Origin of the sequence: Bacillus marasmi (genome assembly GCF_902168435.1) — a bacterium.
Lineage (GTDB): Bacteria > Bacillota > Bacilli > Bacillales > Cytobacillaceae > Bacillus_BU > Bacillus_BU marasmi.
Genome location: NZ_LR656166.1, coordinates 162,675 through 184,171, shown reverse-complemented (window position 1 = coordinate 184,171; position 21,497 = coordinate 162,675). Strand labels below are relative to the sequence as shown.

Annotated in this window: 26 protein-coding genes and 1 riboswitch; of the genes, 9 read left to right on the top strand and 17 right to left on the bottom strand. The window is 36.3% G+C overall.

The annotated features are described in order from the left end of the window. Window positions 1-2: 2 nt before the first annotated feature. The 3 genes from FXW34_RS05155 to FXW34_RS05145 all read right to left on the bottom strand — a co-directional run bounded on the left by FXW34_RS05155 (window position 3) and on the right by FXW34_RS05145 (window position 3,958). Complete coding sequence (locus FXW34_RS05155; protein WP_147532896.1) at window positions 3-836, bottom strand: ABC transporter permease; 834 nt, start codon at window positions 834-836, stop codon at window positions 3-5. A gap of 16 nt (window positions 837-852) precedes the next feature. After that, entirely contained in the window at window positions 853-1,662 is an 810-nt protein-coding gene (locus FXW34_RS05150; RefSeq protein ID WP_147532895.1) for an ABC transporter ATP-binding protein, read from the bottom strand. Window positions 1,663-2,701: 1,039 nt separating this feature from the next. Further along, window positions 2,702-3,958: a DUF445 domain-containing protein gene (locus FXW34_RS05145; protein ID WP_246140869.1), complete on the bottom strand. Its 1,257-nt coding sequence runs from the start codon at window positions 3,956-3,958 to the stop codon at window positions 2,702-2,704. A 206-nt stretch (window positions 3,959-4,164) separates the two neighbouring features. On the opposite strand from FXW34_RS05145, the gene FXW34_RS05140 reads away from it, so the two are divergent. The 5 genes from FXW34_RS05140 (at window position 4,165) to FXW34_RS05120 (ending at window position 8,977) form a co-directional block, all read left to right on the top strand. Continuing rightward, the gene (locus FXW34_RS05140) at window positions 4,165-5,445 is read left to right on the top strand and encodes an acetyl-CoA hydrolase/transferase family protein (RefSeq protein ID WP_187118837.1); all 1,281 of its coding nucleotides are present in this window, start codon (window positions 4,165-4,167) and stop codon (window positions 5,443-5,445) included. Between the two features lie 440 nt (window positions 5,446-5,885). Beyond that, window positions 5,886-6,785, top strand: coding sequence for an HD-GYP domain-containing protein (locus FXW34_RS05135; protein WP_147532893.1), 900 nt, complete (start codon window positions 5,886-5,888; stop codon window positions 6,783-6,785). An 11-nt stretch (window positions 6,786-6,796) separates the two neighbouring features. Further along, on the top strand, window positions 6,797-7,084 hold the full coding sequence (locus FXW34_RS05130; protein WP_147532892.1) for a hypothetical protein: 288 nt from the start codon (window positions 6,797-6,799) through the stop codon (window positions 7,082-7,084). Window positions 7,085-7,215: 131 nt separating this feature from the next. After that, window positions 7,216-8,142 carry a WD40/YVTN/BNR-like repeat-containing protein gene (locus tag FXW34_RS05125; RefSeq protein WP_147532891.1) on the top strand — a complete coding sequence of 309 codons (927 nt, stop codon included), beginning with the start codon at window positions 7,216-7,218 and terminating at the stop codon, window positions 8,140-8,142. Beyond that, window positions 8,126-8,977 carry a hypothetical protein gene (locus FXW34_RS05120; RefSeq protein ID WP_147532890.1) on the top strand — a complete coding sequence of 284 codons (852 nt, stop codon included), beginning with the start codon at window positions 8,126-8,128 and terminating at the stop codon, window positions 8,975-8,977. Before FXW34_RS05125 ends, FXW34_RS05120 begins: the two co-directional genes overlap by 17 nt. A 303-nt stretch (window positions 8,978-9,280) precedes the next feature. On the opposite strand, the gene FXW34_RS05115 is transcribed toward FXW34_RS05120, so the two are convergent. From FXW34_RS05115 to FXW34_RS22820, 8 genes are all read right to left on the bottom strand, one after another. Then, window positions 9,281-10,030, bottom strand: coding sequence for an SAM-dependent methyltransferase (locus FXW34_RS05115; RefSeq protein WP_147532889.1), 750 nt, complete (start codon window positions 10,028-10,030; stop codon window positions 9,281-9,283). A 46-nt stretch (window positions 10,031-10,076) separates the two neighbouring features. Next, window positions 10,077-10,688 carry a hypothetical protein gene (locus tag FXW34_RS05110; RefSeq protein WP_147532888.1) on the bottom strand — a complete coding sequence of 204 codons (612 nt, stop codon included), beginning with the start codon at window positions 10,686-10,688 and terminating at the stop codon, window positions 10,077-10,079. A gap of 161 nt (window positions 10,689-10,849) precedes the next feature. Beyond that, on the bottom strand, window positions 10,850-11,359 hold the full coding sequence (locus FXW34_RS05105) for a hypothetical protein (protein WP_246140867.1): 510 nt from the start codon (window positions 11,357-11,359) through the stop codon (window positions 10,850-10,852). A 125-nt stretch (window positions 11,360-11,484) separates the two neighbouring features. Next, window positions 11,485-11,766: a hypothetical protein gene (locus FXW34_RS05100; protein WP_147532886.1), complete on the bottom strand. Its 282-nt coding sequence runs from the start codon at window positions 11,764-11,766 to the stop codon at window positions 11,485-11,487. A 120-nt stretch (window positions 11,767-11,886) separates the two neighbouring features. After that, window positions 11,887-12,213 carry a hypothetical protein gene (locus FXW34_RS05095; RefSeq protein ID WP_147532885.1) on the bottom strand — a complete coding sequence of 109 codons (327 nt, stop codon included), beginning with the start codon at window positions 12,211-12,213 and terminating at the stop codon, window positions 11,887-11,889. Window positions 12,214-12,333: 120 nt separating this feature from the next. Continuing rightward, window positions 12,334-12,882, bottom strand: coding sequence for a GNAT family N-acetyltransferase (locus FXW34_RS05090; RefSeq protein WP_147532884.1), 549 nt, complete (start codon window positions 12,880-12,882; stop codon window positions 12,334-12,336). Window positions 12,883-12,915: 33 nt separating this feature from the next. Continuing rightward, on the bottom strand, window positions 12,916-13,251 hold the full coding sequence (locus tag FXW34_RS05085; protein WP_147532883.1) for a DUF2651 family protein: 336 nt from the start codon (window positions 13,249-13,251) through the stop codon (window positions 12,916-12,918). 141 nt (window positions 13,252-13,392) lie between these two features. Continuing rightward, window positions 13,393-13,545: a lipoprotein gene (locus tag FXW34_RS22820; protein WP_187118836.1), complete on the bottom strand. Its 153-nt coding sequence runs from the start codon at window positions 13,543-13,545 to the stop codon at window positions 13,393-13,395. 191 nt (window positions 13,546-13,736) lie between these two features. On the opposite strand from FXW34_RS22820, the gene FXW34_RS05080 reads away from it, so the two are divergent. Both FXW34_RS05080 and FXW34_RS05075 read left to right on the top strand, forming a co-directional pair. Next, on the top strand, window positions 13,737-14,216 hold the full coding sequence (locus FXW34_RS05080; RefSeq protein ID WP_147532882.1) for a glutathione peroxidase: 480 nt from the start codon (window positions 13,737-13,739) through the stop codon (window positions 14,214-14,216). A 53-nt stretch (window positions 14,217-14,269) separates the two neighbouring features. Further along, window positions 14,270-14,704 (top strand): MarR family winged helix-turn-helix transcriptional regulator, encoded by a 435-nt coding sequence (locus tag FXW34_RS05075; RefSeq protein WP_147532881.1) that lies wholly within the window; start codon window positions 14,270-14,272, stop codon window positions 14,702-14,704. A 54-nt stretch (window positions 14,705-14,758) separates the two neighbouring features. Here the strand turns inward: FXW34_RS05075 and FXW34_RS05070 are convergent, their stop codons facing one another. Beyond that, window positions 14,759-15,133 (bottom strand): DoxX family protein, encoded by a 375-nt coding sequence (locus tag FXW34_RS05070; RefSeq protein ID WP_147532880.1) that lies wholly within the window; start codon window positions 15,131-15,133, stop codon window positions 14,759-14,761. Window positions 15,134-15,346: 213 nt separating this feature from the next. Further along, a complete protein-coding gene (locus tag FXW34_RS05065) occupies window positions 15,347-16,546 on the bottom strand; it encodes a phosphoglycerate dehydrogenase (RefSeq protein ID WP_147532879.1) in 1,200 nt (399 codons plus the stop codon). A gap of 144 nt (window positions 16,547-16,690) precedes the next feature. Next, a riboswitch (ZMP/ZTP riboswitch) is annotated at window positions 16,691-16,769 on the bottom strand. Between the two features lie 200 nt (window positions 16,770-16,969). On the opposite strand from FXW34_RS05065, the gene FXW34_RS22815 reads away from it, so the two are divergent. After that, a complete protein-coding gene (locus FXW34_RS22815; protein ID WP_169098777.1) occupies window positions 16,970-17,125 on the top strand; it encodes a hypothetical protein in 156 nt (51 codons plus the stop codon). Window positions 17,126-17,244: 119 nt separating this feature from the next. Here FXW34_RS22815 and FXW34_RS05060 read toward each other — a convergent pair whose 3' ends face one another. Then, window positions 17,245-18,291: a threonine aldolase family protein gene (locus tag FXW34_RS05060; RefSeq protein ID WP_147532878.1), complete on the bottom strand. Its 1,047-nt coding sequence runs from the start codon at window positions 18,289-18,291 to the stop codon at window positions 17,245-17,247. 189 nt (window positions 18,292-18,480) lie between these two features. Between FXW34_RS05060 and FXW34_RS05055 the strand changes: the two genes are divergently transcribed. Beyond that, entirely contained in the window at window positions 18,481-19,377 is an 897-nt protein-coding gene (locus tag FXW34_RS05055; RefSeq protein ID WP_147532877.1) for an HD-GYP domain-containing protein, read from the top strand. A 77-nt stretch (window positions 19,378-19,454) separates the two neighbouring features. Here FXW34_RS05055 and FXW34_RS05050 read toward each other — a convergent pair whose 3' ends face one another. Genes FXW34_RS05050 through FXW34_RS05040 form a run of 3 tightly spaced genes read right to left on the bottom strand, consistent with a single transcriptional unit; the run spans window position 19,455 to window position 21,375 of the window. Beyond that, window positions 19,455-20,303: a pentapeptide repeat-containing protein gene (locus FXW34_RS05050; RefSeq protein WP_147532876.1), complete on the bottom strand. Its 849-nt coding sequence runs from the start codon at window positions 20,301-20,303 to the stop codon at window positions 19,455-19,457. A gap of 30 nt (window positions 20,304-20,333) precedes the next feature. Next, window positions 20,334-20,948: a LysE/ArgO family amino acid transporter gene (locus FXW34_RS05045; RefSeq protein WP_147532875.1), complete on the bottom strand. Its 615-nt coding sequence runs from the start codon at window positions 20,946-20,948 to the stop codon at window positions 20,334-20,336. 52 nt (window positions 20,949-21,000) lie between these two features. Beyond that, entirely contained in the window at window positions 21,001-21,375 is a 375-nt protein-coding gene (locus FXW34_RS05040) for a rhodanese-like domain-containing protein (protein ID WP_147532874.1), read from the bottom strand. Window positions 21,376-21,497: the final 122 nt, after the last annotated feature.

Genomic DNA, 21,497 nt, shown 5'->3' with positions numbered 1-21,497 from the left:
CGTTAAGCATTTGGATGTTGCTGCCACCTTGAAACTCTTCTTTCTAACGAGGTTAAACCGATATTAACAAGTAAGCCTAACATGGAAATCGTTAATATTCCGGCAAACATTTTTGCAATTTGGAAATTGTGCTGTGCAAAAGTTATTAGATAGCCCAACCCCGCTTTTGCTCCAATCATTTCTGCAGCCATCAATATTAATATGCAGCCAGTCCCTGCCATTCGTATCCCTACAAAAATCGTAGGTAGTGCTGCCGGTAATACCACTTTCGTAAATAACTTATATGAAGATAGATTCATAGAGCGAGCTGATTTAATCAATAATGGATCCACATTTTTCACTCCTGCAATCGTATGCAACAATATTTCAGCAGTGCACGCGTAAAAAACAATGGCTATTTTCGACGCTTCTCCAATTCCAAGCACTAACATAAACACTGGTAATAGTGCTAATGTTGCCGTGTTACGGTAAACTTCAAATGCTGGATTCAATAATTCGTTCATGAGCGGGTACCATCCAATTAGTAACCCGAGCGGTATTCCAACGGCTAAAGCTAATAGAAATCCATATATAGATCGAGTGATACTTGTAGAAAAATGCGTCCATAATTCCCCTGTGATAAGCATTTCTCTCCAAGCATCAAGAACCTGTAAAAATGGTGGGAGATACTCTGGATTTACAAATCCAAGCCTCGGAGCGAATTCCCATAACAATAGTAAACTTATTATCACGATTGATTGTTTGAAAAATTTTGATGCTAGGTGAAAAGTAGAAAGTGTTGTAGTCTTCGTTAGCTTTGTTTCTTCCATTTCTATTTTTCGGACAACCGTCGCCATCAAAGAATCCCTCCTTCTAAATATTTGCGCCGACAAACTCTTGTTCATGCAGAAGGTTCCAAACTTCATGACGTGCTTTTACAAATTCAGGATTCGCATGAATATCTGCCGCTTCTAATCTATTAGTTAATGGAATATCAACTATTTTTTTCACTGAACCTGGATTGGCAGTCAAAATGACAACACGTTGACCAAGATACACAGCTTCATCTATTCCATGCGTAATGAAAATAATGGTTTTTCCTGTTTTTTCCCAAATTCGCAATAGCTCCGTCTGGAGTGTTTCTCGAGTCTGAGCATCAAGTGCAGCAAATGGTTCGTCTAATAGTAGAACATCCGGATTAAAAGCTAAACTTCTAGCAATTGCCACCCGTTGCTTCATTCCACCAGATAATTCATGAGGATATCGATCTGCGAAATTTTTCAAACCGACTAAATCTAAGTAGTAATCCCCCAATTGCTTCCATTCTTGTTTTGGTACACCCTTCGCCTCTAAACCGAATTCAATATTTCCACGAGCTGTTTTCCATGGGAATAAAGCGTATTGTTGAAAGACGGTACCGCGATCTAAGCCAGGTCCACTTATTTCTTTTCCATCGATTAAAATTCGCCCGCTACTTGGCTTTGTTAAACCTCCTAGTAAATCTAATAGTGTTGATTTACCGCAACCACTTGGACCAACTAATGTGATAAACTCCCCCTCCTTCACCGTAAAGTGAATGTCTTTCACCGCTGTGAATTCTTTTAACCCCCGTTTTTTTGTATCACCACGGATTGGGAATGTTTTCGTTACTTTTTCAAACCGAATTTTTTCAACTGATGCCATTGACATCACTCCAAACTTATTTATTGTGGTTGTTCATGATAAGAGCGGACACTGAGTACCTTTTTTGCGATAAAAACTCATGATTTCAAAGGTTTGCGGACACCAGATATCTTATTTAATCAAAATCATGATAGGAAAGCCGATATTTAGGCGAATAGCGGCCTCTATGTCCTCTAACACCTCGAAAAGACTGTTTTTATTCCAAATAAGAGCTTTGATGTCCGCATAGATTATTTACTGATTTTAGAGGACAGCGATTACCATATTTTCGAAATAAAAGAGGCTCACATTTCAGTTGTTCCTAAGAAATGTGAGCCTCTCGGATGACCAGTCGGCTTGGGCTAGATTCATTTGTAATTTCATGATTATTTTCATTAATTCACCACCCTTCAATTAACTATTACTATACCTATAGTTATAATCGGTTTATATTTCGATTACACTGTGTATTGATCCTTCACATTGACGATTTAAAAAAAGCTCACACTTCAGTAAGAAACTGAATCATGTGAGCCTCTTGGACGACCAGTGGGCAGGAGATAGTTATTTATTTTTCAATTCATAACCTGATTTTCATTGTGAAAGATGCAATCCTAGTGAATTTTTAAAACCGATTAAAACTATATGTTTAATTTACCATATATTCCTATATTGTCAATATAGTTATGGTAAAAACTTCAAATTATTATTTCTTCCACTTTACTCTCTAATACCAAATCCTAATTATTATCATCTTCAAATCGTCAATCTTAAGGGTGAAAAAAGTTTAATAAATCAAAGAAATCAAAAAAGCCTTAATTTTCCCTCCACGGTTGGAGTAAAAATTAAGGCCTCTGGTTTTCCAGTCAGCTATTTTTAAGTTCTTTAATTTCATTTATTCCTATCAGTTTAGTCGATTTTAACAACAAAAATTACAACTGTCAATACATCTTCCAACAAAAAAATCGCCTATTTCTTCTTAAAAAAAATCCCACAACAAAAGCTCATAAAATCGAGCAATATCGTGGGATCTGGAGAAGGTTTTTCAAACTCGTAAAATTTATACCAATCGAAACACCGCTTGAATTCCAGTTAGGAAAATCCCGATAATAAAGCCACACACTGCACCATTGACTCGTATCCATTGCAGATCTTTACCGATGTTGTTTTCCATCGTATTAATCAAAGTTTCATTATCAAGTTTATCCAAGTTTTCTTTTACAAGCTTGCCAATTTGCTCATGGTTCCTTTCAACAAGCGTTGAAATTTGTTTTTGAAGCCAAGCATCGATTTGTGCGTCTTGTTCTTTCACGTTTGTGAGAATGTGCTCAACTAATGGCATAAGATACGTCTCAATAAAAGCCTCATCCTCAATCGTTTCAAGGACTGTTTGTTTGAACTGATGTAAGGTTTTAGAGATGGTCTCATCAGGTTCCCAATTGGATAAAAACTGTTCCTTCCAATTCTCCACACTCGTAAGGAGCTCAACATTTTCAGAAGCCTTCTGCAGTTCGTTTCGGATATAAGTTAGGATGGCCTCACGATTGGGGTCCGTTTCTTTTTGCAGACTGTTCACCCCACTAAGTAAAAGCTTTTTCACGATACTACCCAACTTTTCTTCACTTAATAAATTTCGCATTGAATTTAATGCGAATTGAAGAATACCATCCACTTCAATTTTATCAAGCATGTTCATCGACACCGCACCGAGCTTATAAGTTGTCTGGCTTTCATTTAACCAGTTCTCTGCTTTTTTCAAAACGTGATCTAGTGCGCGCTGGTCATAGTGTTCTTTTAGTAAATGGTCACCGACAGTTTGAAGTATTTTACTCGTATTGATTTTCAATGCGTTTTTTAAAATTTGTTTCTTGACGACCGGTGTTAATCTGTCTACGTCGATATAGCTAATCATTTTCTTGATAATTGAAACAAGACCGTGACGAAACGCATCTGTGTGAAGCTCTTTTTCAATTTTTCCAACCAGAATATCGGTAAACTTAATTTGCTTGATTTTATCCTGAATACTTTCCTTAGAAAGCCATTCCGTCTTAATGGTTTTCACAAGTCCGTTAGTCATTCTGTCTCGATTTTTTGGCAGTAAGGCAGTATGAGGGATCGGAATTCCGAGCGGATGACGAAATAAAGCTGTAACTGCAAACCAATCAGCTAATCCTCCCACAAGTCCTGCTTCAAAGCCCCCCTGCAACAAATCTACCCAAAAGGATCCTTGAAACGGTATCGTCCCTAAAAAACCAGCTCCCATGATTAATAATGAATATCTAGCAATTTTTTTTGATTCTTTTGATTTAGTTGTCATATACATAATCATCCCATTTTATTTAATAACAAAATTTGGGTTTATTTTTACACATTTACCCAAGTTTTGACACTACCCTTTATATAATACCAATTTTTTATGATGAAGTTCTAGTTTTTAGCGAAATCAGTACGATTTGCTTTGTTAAGCTCAACTTTTTATGTAAACTACAAATAACATCATTATATGACGAAAGGATTTTGCGAATGAATCTGCAATTTGACAAAGAAAAAGATATTCATGAGATTTTATCCCTAATTCCAGATGATTCAGATTTAATCATTCCCCTTGCTAATGGAGAGCCAGATTTAATCCTTACTGCAATTGATGAAAATCCTGACCGTTTTTCTGCGCTGCGCATCCATCAAATGCTTGAACTAAAGGATCGCAAATACATGCATCGAATTCATCCACACATTCAATACTTTTCCTATTTTTTAAATGGCTATGCCCGAAAAGCGTTTGCAAATGGCACCTGTGAGCTTATTCCAAACCATTTTCATAAAATGCCAGAACTTTTAGAATTAACGACGAAACAACCTCTGGTCATTTGCCAAGCAACCCCAATGGACGAACAAGGCTATTTTTCACTCGGAACTGAAGCTGAATACGCAGCTTATTTTATCGGAAAAATCCCCTTTATTTTGCAAATTAACGAGCATATGCCGCGGACTTACGGCACTAATTCTATCCATCTATCACAAATAGTAGGATATATTCGCAGTGATGCACCTTTGGTGGAGTTGAAGCCTGCAATCGTCACAAATACTGATCGGAAAATTGCCGAGTTTGTTTGCGAGCACATAGACCACGGTTCAACTATACAAGTAGGAATTGGTGGAATCCCTGACGCTGTTGTAAGTCTATTAAAACATCATCATGATTTAGGAATCCATACAGAAATGCTTACAGATGGTGTTGCCGAACTTGCCAAAATTGGTGTTATAACGGGCTCTAAGAAGCAAACTCATAAAGGCAAAATGGTTGCGACGTTTGCATTTGGCACAAACAAGCTCTATGAATTTATGAATGATAATAGAGTCCTAGAAATGCTCCCTGTAAATTACGTAAACGACCCGAGGGTAATTGCCCAAGAGGACAATATGATTTCAATTAACGCGACTACCGAAATTGACTTTTATGGCCAATGCGCTTCTGAAACGATTGCTGGTAAGTACCATAGCTCAACCGGCGGTCAAACCGACTTTGGAAGCGGTGTTCAATTTGCCAAAAACGGTAAAGGCTTTATTTGTTTGCATTCGACCGCCAGAAATGGAACTGTTTCAAGAATTAAGCCAACTCTATCTCCTGGTTCTGTCGTATCCACTTCAAAAAACGATATTGATTATGTCGTTACAGAATATGGAATTGCTCAGCTTAAAGGAAAAAGTATTTCGCAGCGAACACTGGCATTGATAAGTCTTGCTCATCCACAGTTTCGTGAGGAATTACTTCATGAAGCTAAGAGGAATAGGCTAATAGTATAGCTTTTTAGTGTTTCAAAATTAGTAAATTGCCGAGTCAACAAAAGGACAATAGTCAGTCTTAATCTGATTATTGTCTTTTAATTGTTTGTATAACGCATATCAGCCATGCAAAAGTGATAAGAAATAAACCCACGATAAAATCTTCCATTCTCGCAAACTATTTATTCATCCCCAGCCTCCTAATCGTCATATGAATCAAGAAAGGTATTCCGCTAAAATTTTAATCATTCGAAAATTGTCGAATTTTAGATATTTACGCACAAGCAATTTAGATATATTGTTATAAGAAGTAGAAATTTGAGTGATTTATATCACTTTTTCTATGCGATTATCGTTAGGACTAAAGATTATATTTATTCTACTAAATTCAATATTGCATAAATAGTATAATTTTCTACTCCACACGAAAAGTACGTTTTTTATTTTTAGGAGGAAAAAATATGAACATACTAAAAAAGGATGCAATGAAAAAAGTCTATTTAAAAAATATGGAACTTTCGCTATTGGCTTCTGGAGATGGTACCGAAGTCATTCATCATAAGCTATACAAAGGTGGACGATGGGCAATGGGGCCAGCAGAAGGCTGGATTGCCTTAGAACACTTAACGATTCTATCAGGAACCTTAATCTATCAAACGCCTAGTGAAGAGATCGTCCTGTCTACTGGAGACTCCTTCCACGCATGCCCTGTCACAGAGTTTTCGCTCTTCATTGCTCAAACGGATGTTGAGTTCATATATGTCACCTCCCAACCACAATTTCAGAATTATAGTAGTTCCTTACAAGAAATGTTGGATTTAGCAGTCATGGTTGAAGAAAAAGACGGTTATACCGCTGAGCATTGTGAGCGAATCAAAGAGCTATCAATGTTGATTGGGACGAAAATGGAGCTATCTACTGATGAACTATATAGCTTAAATTTAGGGGCTTTTCTACACGATATTGGGAAAGTCAAAGTGCCTGACCACATCTTAAACAAACCAGGAAAGCTAACCGACGAAGAATATGAAATAATGAAAATGCATACAACCTGGGGACGAGAAACATTAGAAAATACTAACATCCCAGAATTAATCAAGGCTGGAAAAATCGTCGAACAGCATCATGAAAGATTTGATGGCAAAGGTTACCCGAAACAACTTCAAGGAGATGAAATCTTAATTCAAGCGGCAATCATCTCTGTTGTTGATACATTTGATGCGATGACAACCGATCGTGTTTATCGTAAAGGGTTATCAGTTGATACTGCTCTAGCAGAATTAGAACGGAATATAGGCACGATGTTTCATCCAAAGGTTGTCGAGACGTTCTTTTCCATAAAAGACAAAATACTAGCTTAGGAGGTGATTTCGTGAAAAAAATATTAATCGTTGCTGTGCTTACACTTGCATTGTTACCAATCTTTTCAACTGGTGCTGATGCTGCATATGTAGGTTCAGCTGATAAGACTATTTCAATTAATACAGGACTAAACCTCACATTACCTATCAATACCGGAGCATTAACATTTAAGCTACAAGAAGATTTGCATAGTCTTGTAACCAACACTACTGGACTTGAAATTGACCATTCCTACATTTGGGTTGAATTAGATGGTGAAAATGTTTTAGGAATTGATCCTGCTTATGGAATGTACTAAATAATAATATATGTTAGAAGCGCAGAACCTTGAGGGTCTGCGCTTTTTGTTAATGGTGCTCTTTCTAACGCATTTTCTGTCTGTTATGCTAAAATTATTAAAAGGTTCGTATACGCAAGGGAGTTTTTTCGATGAAAAAGTTTCTAATAGGCCTAGCAAGTATCATGATGATTGGCATCATGTTGGCGACCGTCATCTACCAAACCAACACACAAATTTCAAAACCAGAGCTGGAACAGCTTGAAGAAAAGATTCAAAAAGAAGCTAAAGAGCCTCAGCCAGAAAAATTAATGCCGATTTACGAGGATGCTACAAGTGGGATTGGCTACTCATTGCAAAATGACCAATTACAAATTACATATGATAATGGGACAAATTGGATTACTGTTCCGATTGAAAAAGAATCATTATTTTCCGGAGAGTATACAGGTAACAAAGAAGAATTGATACAAAACAGCTATATACTCACCAAAGATCGGGCTTTGTTTTTGAATACTAACTATAAGCTTCAATATGTCATTTCTTTAGACCAAGGAAAAACTTGGCAGCACTCTATCATAACTGATACATATCCCTTTATTCGATTTAGGAAAATTGATTTTCTAAATGAAATCTTTGGTTATGCGATTGTATCCGGTGACAGAACCATGTCATCAGAATGGTCTTCAATTTTTTTAACTATTGATGGAGGCGCGACTTGGACCGAAACCAACCGCCCTGATACAACGAGATTAGTAGCTGATGGTGGTTTTGTTGACGAGAAGACTGGATTCCTCTCCTTTGGCATCCTCAACCCTGAAAAGCCAGATTTGTATGTCACCCAAGATGGAGGCAACTCGTGGAACCAAGCTCAAATCACAATTCCCGCAGAGTATGATAAGATATTTGTCATAGCCGAGTCACCTTCCAAAGAGGAAAACAAGCTTGCCATGCTAATCAATCAAGGACCAAATGGTGATTATTTGGGTGGCAAAATTAAAGGGAAATTCATCTCAACTGACAATGGTTTGACGTGGTTATTTGAAAGCGAGGTTGAGCCTGATGAAACGAAAAATTAGTGGCTGGATGTTCTTTCTCGTTGCGTTTGGCCTTTTCTGTGTGCAAATGGGATACCTTATTTTACATGCGAGATACCAAATCGAGTACGCTGACAATCGCCTTTTTTATATTAATAATATTTTAATCGTTTTATTTTTGGCTCTGGGACTCCTACTCATACTTTCTTTAAATAAGAACTGGAAATTACTTATCGGGAGCTTTCTCCTCATTTTTATTGCAATGAATTTGGCTTTACTTTTTATTAACGACGGAAAAATTAATAATGTTTCTAGAATCTCTCCGAATTTCAAGCATGTGCTTTCAATAAAAGTTGATCCTGAATCCAGGAAAGCTGTATATTACCGAACCTATTTCGGCGTGTTTGCGAGGGCGAAGGAAACTCTCCCTTACGAAACAACAGGTCCATTTTCCATTGAATGGTTGGCCAAAGACATTGGCGCAATTACATATGAGTCTACTGATCAAAGGATCCATCAATACATTGCAACCTATGGCGACCGTGGTGACGGCTCCTCTTACTCTTACGTTGGTCCGTCTATTCAAGGAACTTGGAGGGCGAAAAATGTCCAAGTTGATTGTCTCACCAGCGGGATTACCATCACGGAAAAGGGTAACTCAAAAAGCTATGATTGGAAGGAAATTGTTCAATTTGGGACATTAGCGATTGTGTTGACTGATCATTATCAAGCAGAGTGGACAATTGCCCTTGGGGACAATTTTAAGATCGATTCAGCAGCTAACACACCACCAACAGGAGAAATTGTCTTATACAAAGCAGAGCTAAATAATAGTAAACCCATTATTCTTCGAAATTCGAACACAGCTCAAGAATAAATACTACCTTATATTAAGACTCTATTAACCCAATTGTGATTTCCCTGTGTTTGAAAAATAAGCGGAAAAATTCCCTTTAAATTTGGAAATCCCCATAATTCCTTATTAATAAGGGGAGTTTTTCCGCCTAATTGATAAAATCCCTTGAATTTGGTCTTATTTAGAGCTAATAAGTGGAATTTCTCCCCCTATATCCGCTCAATAAGCTTCCCCAAATACAATAAGCGGAAATTCTCCGTCTATTAATCCTCAAGCCTAAACGAAAATAGGGACAGCTCCCAGATTGGAGCTATCAATAATATATTATTTTCGAAACAAATACAGCCCGAATCCAAGGGTATCTCTTCCCCATTTTAAGTAAGTTTGTCTCCATAACCGAATCCGCTCTAGCATAGACTCTACATCAGGATCCTTTGGATTTTCATGGCAATAGTTTTCAACAGATAGTGAATATAGCCATTCGTATTCATCCCAATCATCCTCATTCGCTACATACGACCACTGTGGGATCAAGCCTATTTCCTCACCAAGCATCACATTTTTAGCATGGCTTGTTAGCTCTGATTCGTCCGCACCACCTAGAGCAGCTAAATACTCCGAACTCGGTTTCTGCTTCCAATAGCCTTCGCCAACAAAAATATAGCCACCCTTCTTCACAAGACGCTGCATCATATCTAATGTAGATTTTAATCCTCCTAGAGCATGAGTAGAACCAATGCAAATACCCAAATCATATTCTTCATGGGGACATTGCAGGACTGCTTCCTTAGCATCAGCACAAATAAAATCAATGCTTTCCGCAGAAACTCGTTGTTTTGCCTGGGACTTCGCTTCAGTAATAGCCCCAACATACAATTCAATAGCTTTTGCTGATATGCTGTATTTTTCAACCAGTCGAATTAATAATTCACACTTTCCTGCTCCAACATCAATTACATGATGACTTGGCTTTAAGGAAACAAGTTCTATCATTTTCATAAGCTTCGTTTCATTTATTGGGTTGCTAAATGCATGATGACGATGTGCGATAGCTGAAAATCGATTTCGATCCATCATAATCTCCTTTAATTTTTTCTAGTGTGTATCTTCATATTAATGGCTAATCAGTGATTGTATGATCATTCTCTTGGACGATTGCGCCCTCTTCAAGCCAGTAATAGAAATTTCCATCAGCATAATTTAAAAAAACCCCATCTTCCTTCGCATAAAACAAATGCTCTGTCTCTTTTTGGAAAAAATAAATCACGTTTGAGTCTTCATTTATATACTTATCCTCTGAAAAATTCCCACCAAAATCATCTGCAAATTCATACATATCCATGTCTAAATGGATAAGACCTACTGCTCCGTTAGCAATCCCTACAAAAAAACCATCATATGTAAGGAGTGTCTCATTGTAACCTGATTCATCTATTTCCTCTTTAATTGGATTTCCTAAAATATTGATTACCGTTTGGAGGTCATCACCGAGCGAAATTCCATGTACATAGTACTTGTTATCCTTTACATTGAAAATACTTGCTTGTGCTTCAGGCTCGACTGAGGCTTGTTCATCCTCTTTTTCTGCAACATTAGGCTTAGTTTCAGACTGTTTCTCCTCTTGAGTCGGAGCTGAGTTTTGCTCTTTTTTCTCGGAAGTATCTACACTTTTTGAATTTTGACAACCAGCAATTAAGATAATCGAGAATATCAAAAATAATAATTTCTTCATATTAGCAACTCCTCAACCTTTTTGTCTAATAAGTATTATATAAAAATACCAATCTACATAACTTTAACAATTCTAGTCTAAAAATTCCAGTTAAACCCCTTCAAATAATTGGAAAATCAATAAAATACGCTTAGAGCATGCTCCAAGCGTCATCAAGAATTCTATAAAGAAGTCAGCATATGTATTAAAAACATTACGACAAAGGTAATCGCCACTGTTCTGTGGAGCTTTTTACGGAATCCACTTGCCTTTTTATGACGTAAATATCCTGCCAGCAAGGTTGGAATTAATAATAAACCCGAAAAATACCCTGTCACCATTTTTAAATGACTATAGCCTACAATAGGTCCAAGGTGAAATATATTGATTGAGGCATGCCCTATAATAATAAATGTGGCTGTTAAGGCAATTTTAATATGCCATTTCATCATCTTCCTTGAAAAGTTTGCTAAGCTAATCTTTATTTTTCGTTGTGGGGTTTTACGTATCACAAGGAATATAAAATACATATTTACATTGATGATAAATAAGATGATGGCCATTTGTGCTAATAGCTGACTGCTTATGATCAACACGCTGGTGTGCGGTCGCACAATCCAAATATATATGATTGAACCAATAATGAGAAAAATATTTGTGAACATCCATATCCTATGATGCAAGGTACTCATCCTTCCAAGTACATGATATACCTAAAATACCCAATTTCTTTGTATTCCATTATTAGTTATAGTAATCGTCAACTTAAAAGTAAAAGACAAACACCCATCTAATTGAATAAGATGGGTGTTTTTAGTTAGATTGACCATTTTTCAGCTAGTTTATGATTTTCTACTCTTGCTTGAATATCAGATATTTTTAAATCAAAGTAAACTTTATACACCTTCATATCCTCTTCAAAAACAATTTGATGAGATACATAATTGCCTTTATAGGTTTTAAAGTTTTCATCAAACAGGATACATTCTTGACCTTTTTCAGCAGATTCCAATAAGCTGAATATTAAATCAGTCTTTCGATAGGTTTTTTCACGCAGAACTTCATTGGTTAGAGCATTACATATTTGCATTTTATACAATTAGAGCACCTCCCAAATCATTACACTTTAAGCATATATGATTTGGTAATACTTTACACAAAAAGATTGTGAATATTTCAAGAACATACGTCGGATTGATTGATGTTACACTTAAAGGGATTATTGCTTTTCTTTAATTTTCTCTCGGATCCTTTCCAATTCTTCTAATGTGAGGTCCCCTAATGAATTCTTAATTTCTTCTTCAATATGCTTCCGGTTGCTTTCTCGATATTGGTCCCACCATTCTTGAAGTCCTTCCGTATTTTCAAGGAGGTTTTGAATATCAATTTCCTCAATATCATCATCTGATAAGTATGTTAATACAGCACCCAACATCCGAGACAAATTTTCAACTTCGCTCTCACTTGCCTGCTCTTTTTCAGGTAATAACTCCTCCACTTCATTCTCATTATCTTCATCTTTGTTAGCTGCAGACTTACGTGGCATGTTTATCTATCCTCCATACATTGTTCTTATCCTTATTTTTCCCGCAATGATGTATGAACATGTATTACTAACATAAAAAGCCTAAACAGAACTCAACCATTATGAATAGGTAGAGACTGCTTAGACTTTCAATGTTTCTTGTATGTTAATTTTCCATACCATATGATGATTGTTCGTCCCCCAGTAATCTTTTAAGAAATAGTCAGGTTCACCAAACTTCTTTTTCCAAATTTTTTGGGCCCGAGAGTAGCCGCTATCCAAACAAAATTCGTTGAAACCTTTGTTTTGTAAAGTATGCAGCATTTCTTTTATTAGCAGATTTCCAATGCCCTGTCGCTGATAATCTGGGTGTACAAAAACTGTGCCAACTTCCATTAAACCTTTATAGGCACCTGCTGTGCATGAAACGATTAAGTCGCTTGCAGGACCAAACTCAATTGTCCCGATAATACCATTATCTAGTACAGCCAACAAAAAGTAACGATCCTTACCATTGCTAGTTAGGTCCAACCTAAGATACTTATTTTTATCCTTTATCTCATTTTCCATATCATCGACTAGCTGTGATAACCCCTCTTTAGAAAAGGTATCCTCAATGACTTTTTTAAAAAATAAAGCCAATTTATTAACGTCTCCTTCAGTTGGTCGCCTGATCTCTATTTGGTGCATGTTACACCTCTCTATTTGAATCTAGTGTTTACATTAGTCGGTTAGTAGCTTTCCGAAAAATGAAGTTAAAACACTGATGATAAGCGAAACAGCAGTGTATGCAAAAACAAATCCAAAATATGTGGTATTAAAAAGAATGAGAAAAAAGAGATTAACCACAATAAAAGTGATGCAAGGCATCGCAATCCAAATTTTTACCTTCTTAGTCCCAAAGACAGATATCACGGTAATGATGAGTGGATATTCAATTAATTGAAGAAGGAAATTTTCACCATACATATCATAATACCCACCTGAAAAAAGTACAGCGATAAACATACTGGCTAACATGAGAAGTGCAAATAATAAAACATCTTTTAACATTTTCATAATAAAGCACCTCTTTATATATAATTCCTTCTATCTTAATTAAATCACAAACTAGTTAATTCCACTAAAAAAGACTATCAAATTCTGCAAGAAATTTGGTAGTCTTTTTGGTTAGTCGCCCTATTTGCTTTGGGAAATCATTTATTCATCATCCACCTCACCATCACCAATTTCATCCTCTTCTTCAATTTCTTCAATTTGTTCTCCTTCCTTTAGATCATCTTCATCATTTCCACATCCAGTCACAGTAAAAAAGGAACCAGCCATTAAAAGTAGCATTAAGAATTTTTTCATTTATAAACCCCCTTTTCAAATAGGGTTTCCAATCTTTTTAGTGAATATGAAAAAAACGAAAAATAATAAATCTTATCCATTTCCTTTTTTTTATATAACTTTTGTTGATGTTTTAATTTAAATCGCGTAAGATTAAATCGCAAGCGATATAAATATTTCTTTTTTAAATATACATTATTGGAGGAACCAAAATGACGACTGTATATGATTTCAACGTTAAGAAAACGAATGGTGAGCTAAAATCATTAAAAGATTTTCAGGGAAAAACATTACTGATTGTAAATACTGCTAGTAAATGTGGTTTGACTCCACAATTTAAAGAGCTTCAAGAACTTTATAATAAATATCAACAGGACGGTTTCGAAATTCTCGGCTTTCCTTGCGATCAATTTAATAACCAAGAATTTGAAGATATTAAAGAAACCGTCCAATTTTGTCAATTAAACTATGGCATCTCATTCCCGATGTTTGCTAAGATTAATGTTAATGGAGAAAACGCTGACCCACTATTTACTCATTTAAAAGAACAAAAAAGTGGCGTATTTTCAAAAAACATTAAATGGAATTTTACCAAATTTTTAGTTGACCGCCATGGAAATGTTGTTGAACGATATGCACCGACAACTACTCCAAGTCGGATTGAGAGTGATATTGAGAAATTGCTTAAGTAATTAGAATATTTACGAAAACTATCCAAATTACGTTTATCATGGAGGGTGAAATGATGCAGGATTTTTTACCTTTAAATAAACAACTTTGTTTCGCCATCTATGAAACATCAAGCGAGTTTACAAAGCTGTACTCTAACGTCCTACAACCATTCGGATTAACATACACACAATATTTAGTCTTGTTAACGCTTTGGGAAAAGGATGGGGTCCCGGTTAAAGAGCTTGGGAAATCATTAAATTTAGGAACTGGTACTTTAACACCGATGGTTAATCGAATGGAAGCAAACGGCTGGCTTCGTAAGGAACGTTCAAAAGAGGATGAGCGAAAGGTCTATATTTTTTTAGAAAATAAAGCACTCGAAGAGAAAGCATCCATTATTCAAAAAGTAAGTGAAGAAATTATAGCTTGCAAAATTGATTTGGAAGAATACGAAGCACTATTGATGCGTTTGAACATGCTAAGAAATAAACTACGTGCAAGACTATAAACACTACTAAAATGAAGAGAAGAGAAGCAAGATGTCCCCGCTTCCCTTCTTTTTTTAATTAAATCCCGGAAAATTAGCAAGTTCGGAATATTGAAGATAAAATAATATGAATGCCAAGATTCCAAGTAGGAGAATGGCTGAAGCCTGTTTGAATGTATCTTTTGCACGCAAATGAGTTAGTATTCCCCCAATTGCCACTATACCTAGTAAAAGTGCTCCTGCTGCAGCCCAGCTTGCCTCCCAATAGCCAACGATCAATGCTGCAGCCCCAATTACTTCAATGAGACCTGTTACAATTCGAAACCATTGTGGCAGCCTCCAATGATTGAAATTATCAACATGCATTTGCATTCCTACTACTTTTCCAAAACCAGCAAGCACAAACATCAATGCCAAAACGCCTTGCAAAACATAAGCTACCATATCCATCTTTTTTCCTCCTTAATTTGTTAACATAACAAAGCTGTTGAAGGACCGGACATTAAATTAGAGCTTGAATTGCAACCTTTCAGCACATTATATGCATGATAAAACAAGTTCAGAATATAGTTCATAGCCACTATAAGTTATTATTTTTAGAAAAAAGCAAAAAATCCACTTGCCTGATATAAGCAAGTGGACCTGTAAACAATATTAAATCTATCAGATTACGCGAATTGTTACAATGCCTTCGATTTCGCTGATTTTTTGTTCTAATGCAGGTACAACATCACCATTGATTTTTTCATCGATGTCAATCATAGTGTAGGCATAATTTCCACGGCTTCTATTTACCATGTCAGCAATGTTTAAGTTGTAGTTAGAGATAGCTGTAGTTAATTGACCAACCATGTTTGGAACATTCTTGTGGAATGCTGCTACACGACGCTTACCAGTGTACTCAAGTGACGCATTCGGGAAGTTTACAGAGTTTTTGATATTACCAGTTTCTAAGTAATCTTTTACTTGTTTAGCAGCCATGATTGCGCAGTTTTCTTCAGATTCACCTGTAGATGCACCAAGGTGAGGAATAGCAATGCAACCTTCCATTTTCAATACGTTTTCGTTAGGGAAGTCAGTTACATACTTGCTAACTTTTCCTTCTTCTAAAGCAACTGCCATATCGATTTCATTTACTAGTTCGCCACGAGAGAAGTTTAAGATTGTAACTCCGTCTTTCATGATCGCGAAAGTATCTTTGTTGAACATACCTTTTGTATCATTTGTTAATGGAACGTGAACAGTGATGTAGTCACAATTTGCATATAATTGCTCAAGAGTCATCGCACGTTGTACGTTACGAGATAAGTTCCAAGCTGTATCAACAGAGATGAATGGGTCATAACCAATTACATCCATGTCAAGGTCTAATGCATCGTTTGCTACAAGAGCACCAATCGCACCTAATCCGATTACACCTAGAGTTTTACCTTTAATTTCTTTCCCAACGAAAGCTTTTTTACCCGCTTCTACTAGCTTTGGAACTTGATCCCCTTGATCTTCAAGAGTTTTAGTCCATGCCACACCAGCAAATAGATTACGAGATGAAGCCATTAAGCAAGTTAACACTAGCTCTTTAACTGCGTTTGCATTAGCACCTGGAGTATTGAAAACTACAATCCCTTGCTCTGTGCATTTTTCAACAGGAATATTATTAACGCCCGCGCCAGCACGCGCAATAGCTTTTAAGTTTTTATCAAATTCCATTTCGTGCATGTTATAGCTACGTACAAGAATGGCATCTGGATTTTGACTGTCATTGTCGATTTTGTATTGATCTTGGTTTAATACTTTCAATCCATTTTCTGCAATAGCATTTAATGTTTTAATTGTTTTTACGTCGTTTAAAGTTGTTGTGCTCATTTTTATAACTACCCCTTTTTATTATAATCGTTTTCAAATCCCCAAATTATTTTCAATAATCCAATAATTAAAACGAGTATAGTTGTATAACTGCCCTTATCTCCTCCTAGTAAGCAGAAAGAGGTAAGGGATGTGCAAATCCCTTACCTCTGCCCAGGCGAACGGCTTCGCAACTATGTGCTCCCTCACGGTTATCCGTGTTTCGCCAGTCACACATAGTCTTTTCATTTCCTTTATTTTATCTGATAATTCTCTAATCTTCAAGTAAAAAATGTGAGAAAAGTCACCTTTTTTTGAAATTTCGGTGCCTGTCACCGCCCGAATTTTCTTGTTTCACGGTTTTGTTTCACGAGTACATTCATTTTTTCGTTAATCTTGAGCATATTAAGAACGATACTATAAAGAAAGTGAGTTGAATGATGCATGTCAAAGCAAGGGATGAAGAATAAGGATCAAATAAGAAAACAACTAGAAAGACAGGATAATCGAAATGATATTGAATTAGGTTCTGATTTCCAGGTTGGCAATTCAAAGTCTCAAAGTCAAAAGAAAAGCGGACGACAAATAAATAAGAAATAGTCTTTAGGTAAATAGAAGCATTTACAATTGATTTTTTCGAAGGTACAAAAAACAGGAAACTCTGTTTTTACAGAGTTTCCTGTTTTCAATACTAAATTCAATTTTCAGACTCCAACAAACTACGATTCATTCTGTTTTGTCGTTACTAGCCTTTTAATATCTTCAATCAGTTCATTTACCGCATTTTCTGGAGTAGCCCAGGAAGTGACGAGACGGATTGCTGAATGCCTCGCATCCACCTTATCCCAGACATGAAAATCATACTTCGCTTGAAGCTGATGTATTACATCAACTGTTAAAATTGGAAAGACTTGATTTGAAGGTGAATTCGTTAAAAATTGAACACCACATTTAGCTAATTCCATAGATAGCTTGCGAGCAAGTCTGTTGGAATGAGTAGCTAGCTCAAAAAACAAATCATCCCGAAACAATTCAAGAAATTGTATTCCTAATAGCCTGCCTTTTGCTAATAATGCACCTTTTTGTTTCATATGAAACCTAAAATCCGCTTTTAGAGGATCGCGACAAATCACTAGTGCTTCCCCAAGCAAAGCCCCATTTTTCGTCCCGCCAATATAGAATGCATCAACTAACTCTGGTAAATCACTAAGCCTTAAATCATTTTCAGTAGAACATAGTGCAGATCCAAGTCTTGCACCATCCATGAACAAAATTAATTGATTTTGGTGACAAAATGCATTCAATTGTACTAGTTCCTTTTTGCTATAAATTGTTCCAATCTCAGTTGAATTCGATATGTATACTAATTTCGGCTTAACCATATGCTCATCAGTATGCGCCTTGATTACTTCCTTCAATTGAGCTGGCTTAAGCTTTCCATCAACCGTTTCAACCGAAATGATTTTATGACCGGTAGCTTCAATTGCTCCGGTTTCATGGGTCTGAACATGGCCTGTACTAGCTGAAATCACAGCCTCATGTGGTCTTAAAAATGCAGAAATCGCCGTAAGATTAGTTTGTGTTCCACCTGATAAAAGATGAATATCAACATCATCTCGACCCATTTTTTTCTTTAACAGTTGTATTGCATTTTTCGTAAAACGGTCTTCGCCATATCCCTCCACTTGCTCGGTATTCGTTTGAATTAAGGCCTCTAAAATTCGTGGATGGGCACCTTCACTATAATCATTTTTAAAGCTGTACATATTAACCCCCGCCAGATTATTAACATTACATTATGTAGTCTACCATAGGCATTGCATGTTTCTGAAATAATATTCATTATTGTTCGATAATAAAATACAAAAAAGTTACTTTTTTATAAATAGTCTATATGCTCTAAACCAATGCTAACAATAATGAATCTTGTGGTAGGTGTATTTAATGGAGGACTTATGTTAAAAAAATTTTACCATTGGGTAGATTATCCTGAGTATTTTCGGTTGGGATTTTATCTATTGCTTATTTCGGCTTTCACTTTAAGTGAATTTGTCTTTGAGTATACAAATAACTTGTATATTTTATATATATTTTCAGGGATTTTTTTAGGTATTGGTTTTTATCAAAAACCTGCCTGGCTCATTATTTTATTAGACATACTCATTGTTTACCTACGCTATTTTCTCATCCCTGAAAGAAATCATAACTATACAACCTTCTTAACGTACTTAATGACTTACATATTAATTACGTTTATTACAGTAGGCTTGATGAAGAGTGTTCAAAGAGTGAAGAATAACCAGATAGAGCTAACCACTGCGTTATCTAATATCCTTGATTCGCGGGATTCCTACTCATCTCACCACTCAGAAAATGTAGCTAAATATGCTGTGAAAATCGCAAATGCGATGATGGTTGATAAAAGCATGATTGATTCAATTGAAATTGGCTGTTTACTCCATGATATCGGAAAGATTGGAATTCCTGAATCACTCTTGAACAAACCTGGTAAATTAACTCCCGAGGAATATACAATTGTAAAAAAACATCCAGTGATTGGCTTTGATATGATTAAGCACGTTTCTCACTTTAAAAATAGCGGAGTTTTAGATATCATCCTCTACCACCATGAGCGCTATGATGGTAAAGGCTATCCTTATGGTTTAAAGGGCGACGAGATTCCCTTATTGGCACGGATTACGGCTGTAGCTGATGCTTTTGATGCAATGTCATCCAAAAGAGTATACCGAGGAGATTACGATTTGAACTATATTTTAAGTGAAATTTGGGAAAACAAAGGGACTCAATTTGACCCCCACATAGTGGATATTTTTCTAAGTCTGTTTGATTAATGTCAATCGCTAAAAAACAAAAACCATACAAAAACCTTTGGTTTTGTATGGTTTACATTTGCTGAATTAAAGGATAACTACTTCCAATGCTTCGGTATGGTTAAAGTAGGGGGTAATTTAGTGTCCACACTTCCCATTGCGGAATTCAGTTGGGCTTGGGTAAGAAAAATACTACCAACGAGATTAGCCCCACTTAAGTTTGCATCTCGTAAATCTGCTCCTATTAGATCTGTAGTTCTCATATCTGTGTTGCGAAGATCGGCCGCAATCAGCAATGCGCCTCTTAAATTTGCACCGCGTAAATCTACCCCATTAAGCTTTGCACCGATTAAATCACTACCCCTACCGATTTTCAACTTACCTTTTACTCTGACAGACTTTACACTCCCTCTAACTAATTCGCTAGTTTGTAGCAATAATTCATTAATATGTCTTCTATGTCCTGCTACATCATGATTGAGGATTTCTGCTGCCGTGAGCTTCGTCAACGCTTCAGTTTCATCTAATGCAGTCTGCAACACTCCAAAAATAGGCTTTGCCTCTTTACGTTGTATAGCTTCATATAAATATGAAAGCATCTCGTGCATCTGCTGCATTATTGGAAAAACCTCAAACATTTCGTTTTGAATTTTAGGATTTTCGCGCCAGTCCAGTCCGTTATATGTATACTGCGAGACTTTTTGACCCGCGCCAAAGCATTCATAAACTGCACAACCACGGAATCCTTTTTCCCTTAAGTCCTGATGAATACCACAACGATTGTCAGGTCCTAAATTACGACAGGGTGTTCCTCCTGATTTATTAAAGGCAAAATCAGCTGATTTCGCATATGGCAGGGCAACACAGCACAAACCAAAGCACTTTTCACAATCTGCATGTAAGTCTTTTATATCAAGGTTCTTACTAATGATTTGATTACTCAACATTTTCCACTTCCTTTAATTATGGCAAAACTGCTATTTAAAAGAAAACATAAGGTAGACTGCCACTCCCCATATAATAACTGCTGAAATTTTATTAAGGTATGAGATAAAACTAGTCGAATGGCTCAATCTCCCAATCTGTCGTCCAGCAAAGGCCAAACAAAAAAACCATATCCACGAAATCGCCATACAGGATATCGAAAAGGAAAAACGCTCTAATCCTGAATAAGAAAGAGAGCTTGTTCCAATGACCCCAATCGTATCCATGATCGCGTGAGGATTTAGTAAGGAGACCGATGCTGCAAAGGCAACTTGTTTTCTTAACGGTAACACTCTTCTATGTTCCATTGATGAAAATTCATCTGAAACACTTCTCCAAGTGACAAAACCCATATAGATGAGGAACAAAATCCCAAATATCATTAATACTTGCTTAAACCAATATACCCCAAATACAATGACAGATACACCCTTTACAGCAAGCAAAATTAATATTGTGTCACACATTGCTGCAGTAATAATCACAGGGAGTGCTGAAGTGAACTTGGGCTGAGTTGCACCTTGATTAAACACAAATACATTTTGAACTCCTAGAGGAAGTATCAACCCTAAAGCTAGAATTGCTCCATGTAAGGCCGCACTAATCATTTATCCCCACAACCCTTTACAAATTTTACTAATAAAAAAACCTCATTTTTCATCATGAGGTTTCGATTTCAATACCATTTTCTTTCGGTGAACTATAATTAGTAGGTAAAAGAGTATAACTACTAACTCTATAACCCTTCTTTCTTAACAGGCGTGCACTAATGTTTTTCTCCAGCGTTGATGCTGCTACAAGATGGATTTCCTTTAAAGGCAGTTCCTTTAGGCTTCTATTAAGATAAGCAACTGGAATGTTGACTGCACCATGTAATGAAGATTTATATGACTCATTAAAATCTCTAACATCAAGAATTGTAACCTCATCTAGATTAATCTCTGTCCATTTCACATTTTGAATTCCATTAACGGGCAGGTATCTAGATAACAAATAAACCGCAATGATCACTATGCTGATATACAATGCTGCCATTCAAACTTTCTCCTTTCAAAAAAGAAAGAAACCATATATTCAACTTAAGAATATGACCGAATAGGCAAAGTGTCAACTGTTATCATAAAATGTTTAATATATCGAAATAGTTTTAATGCGAT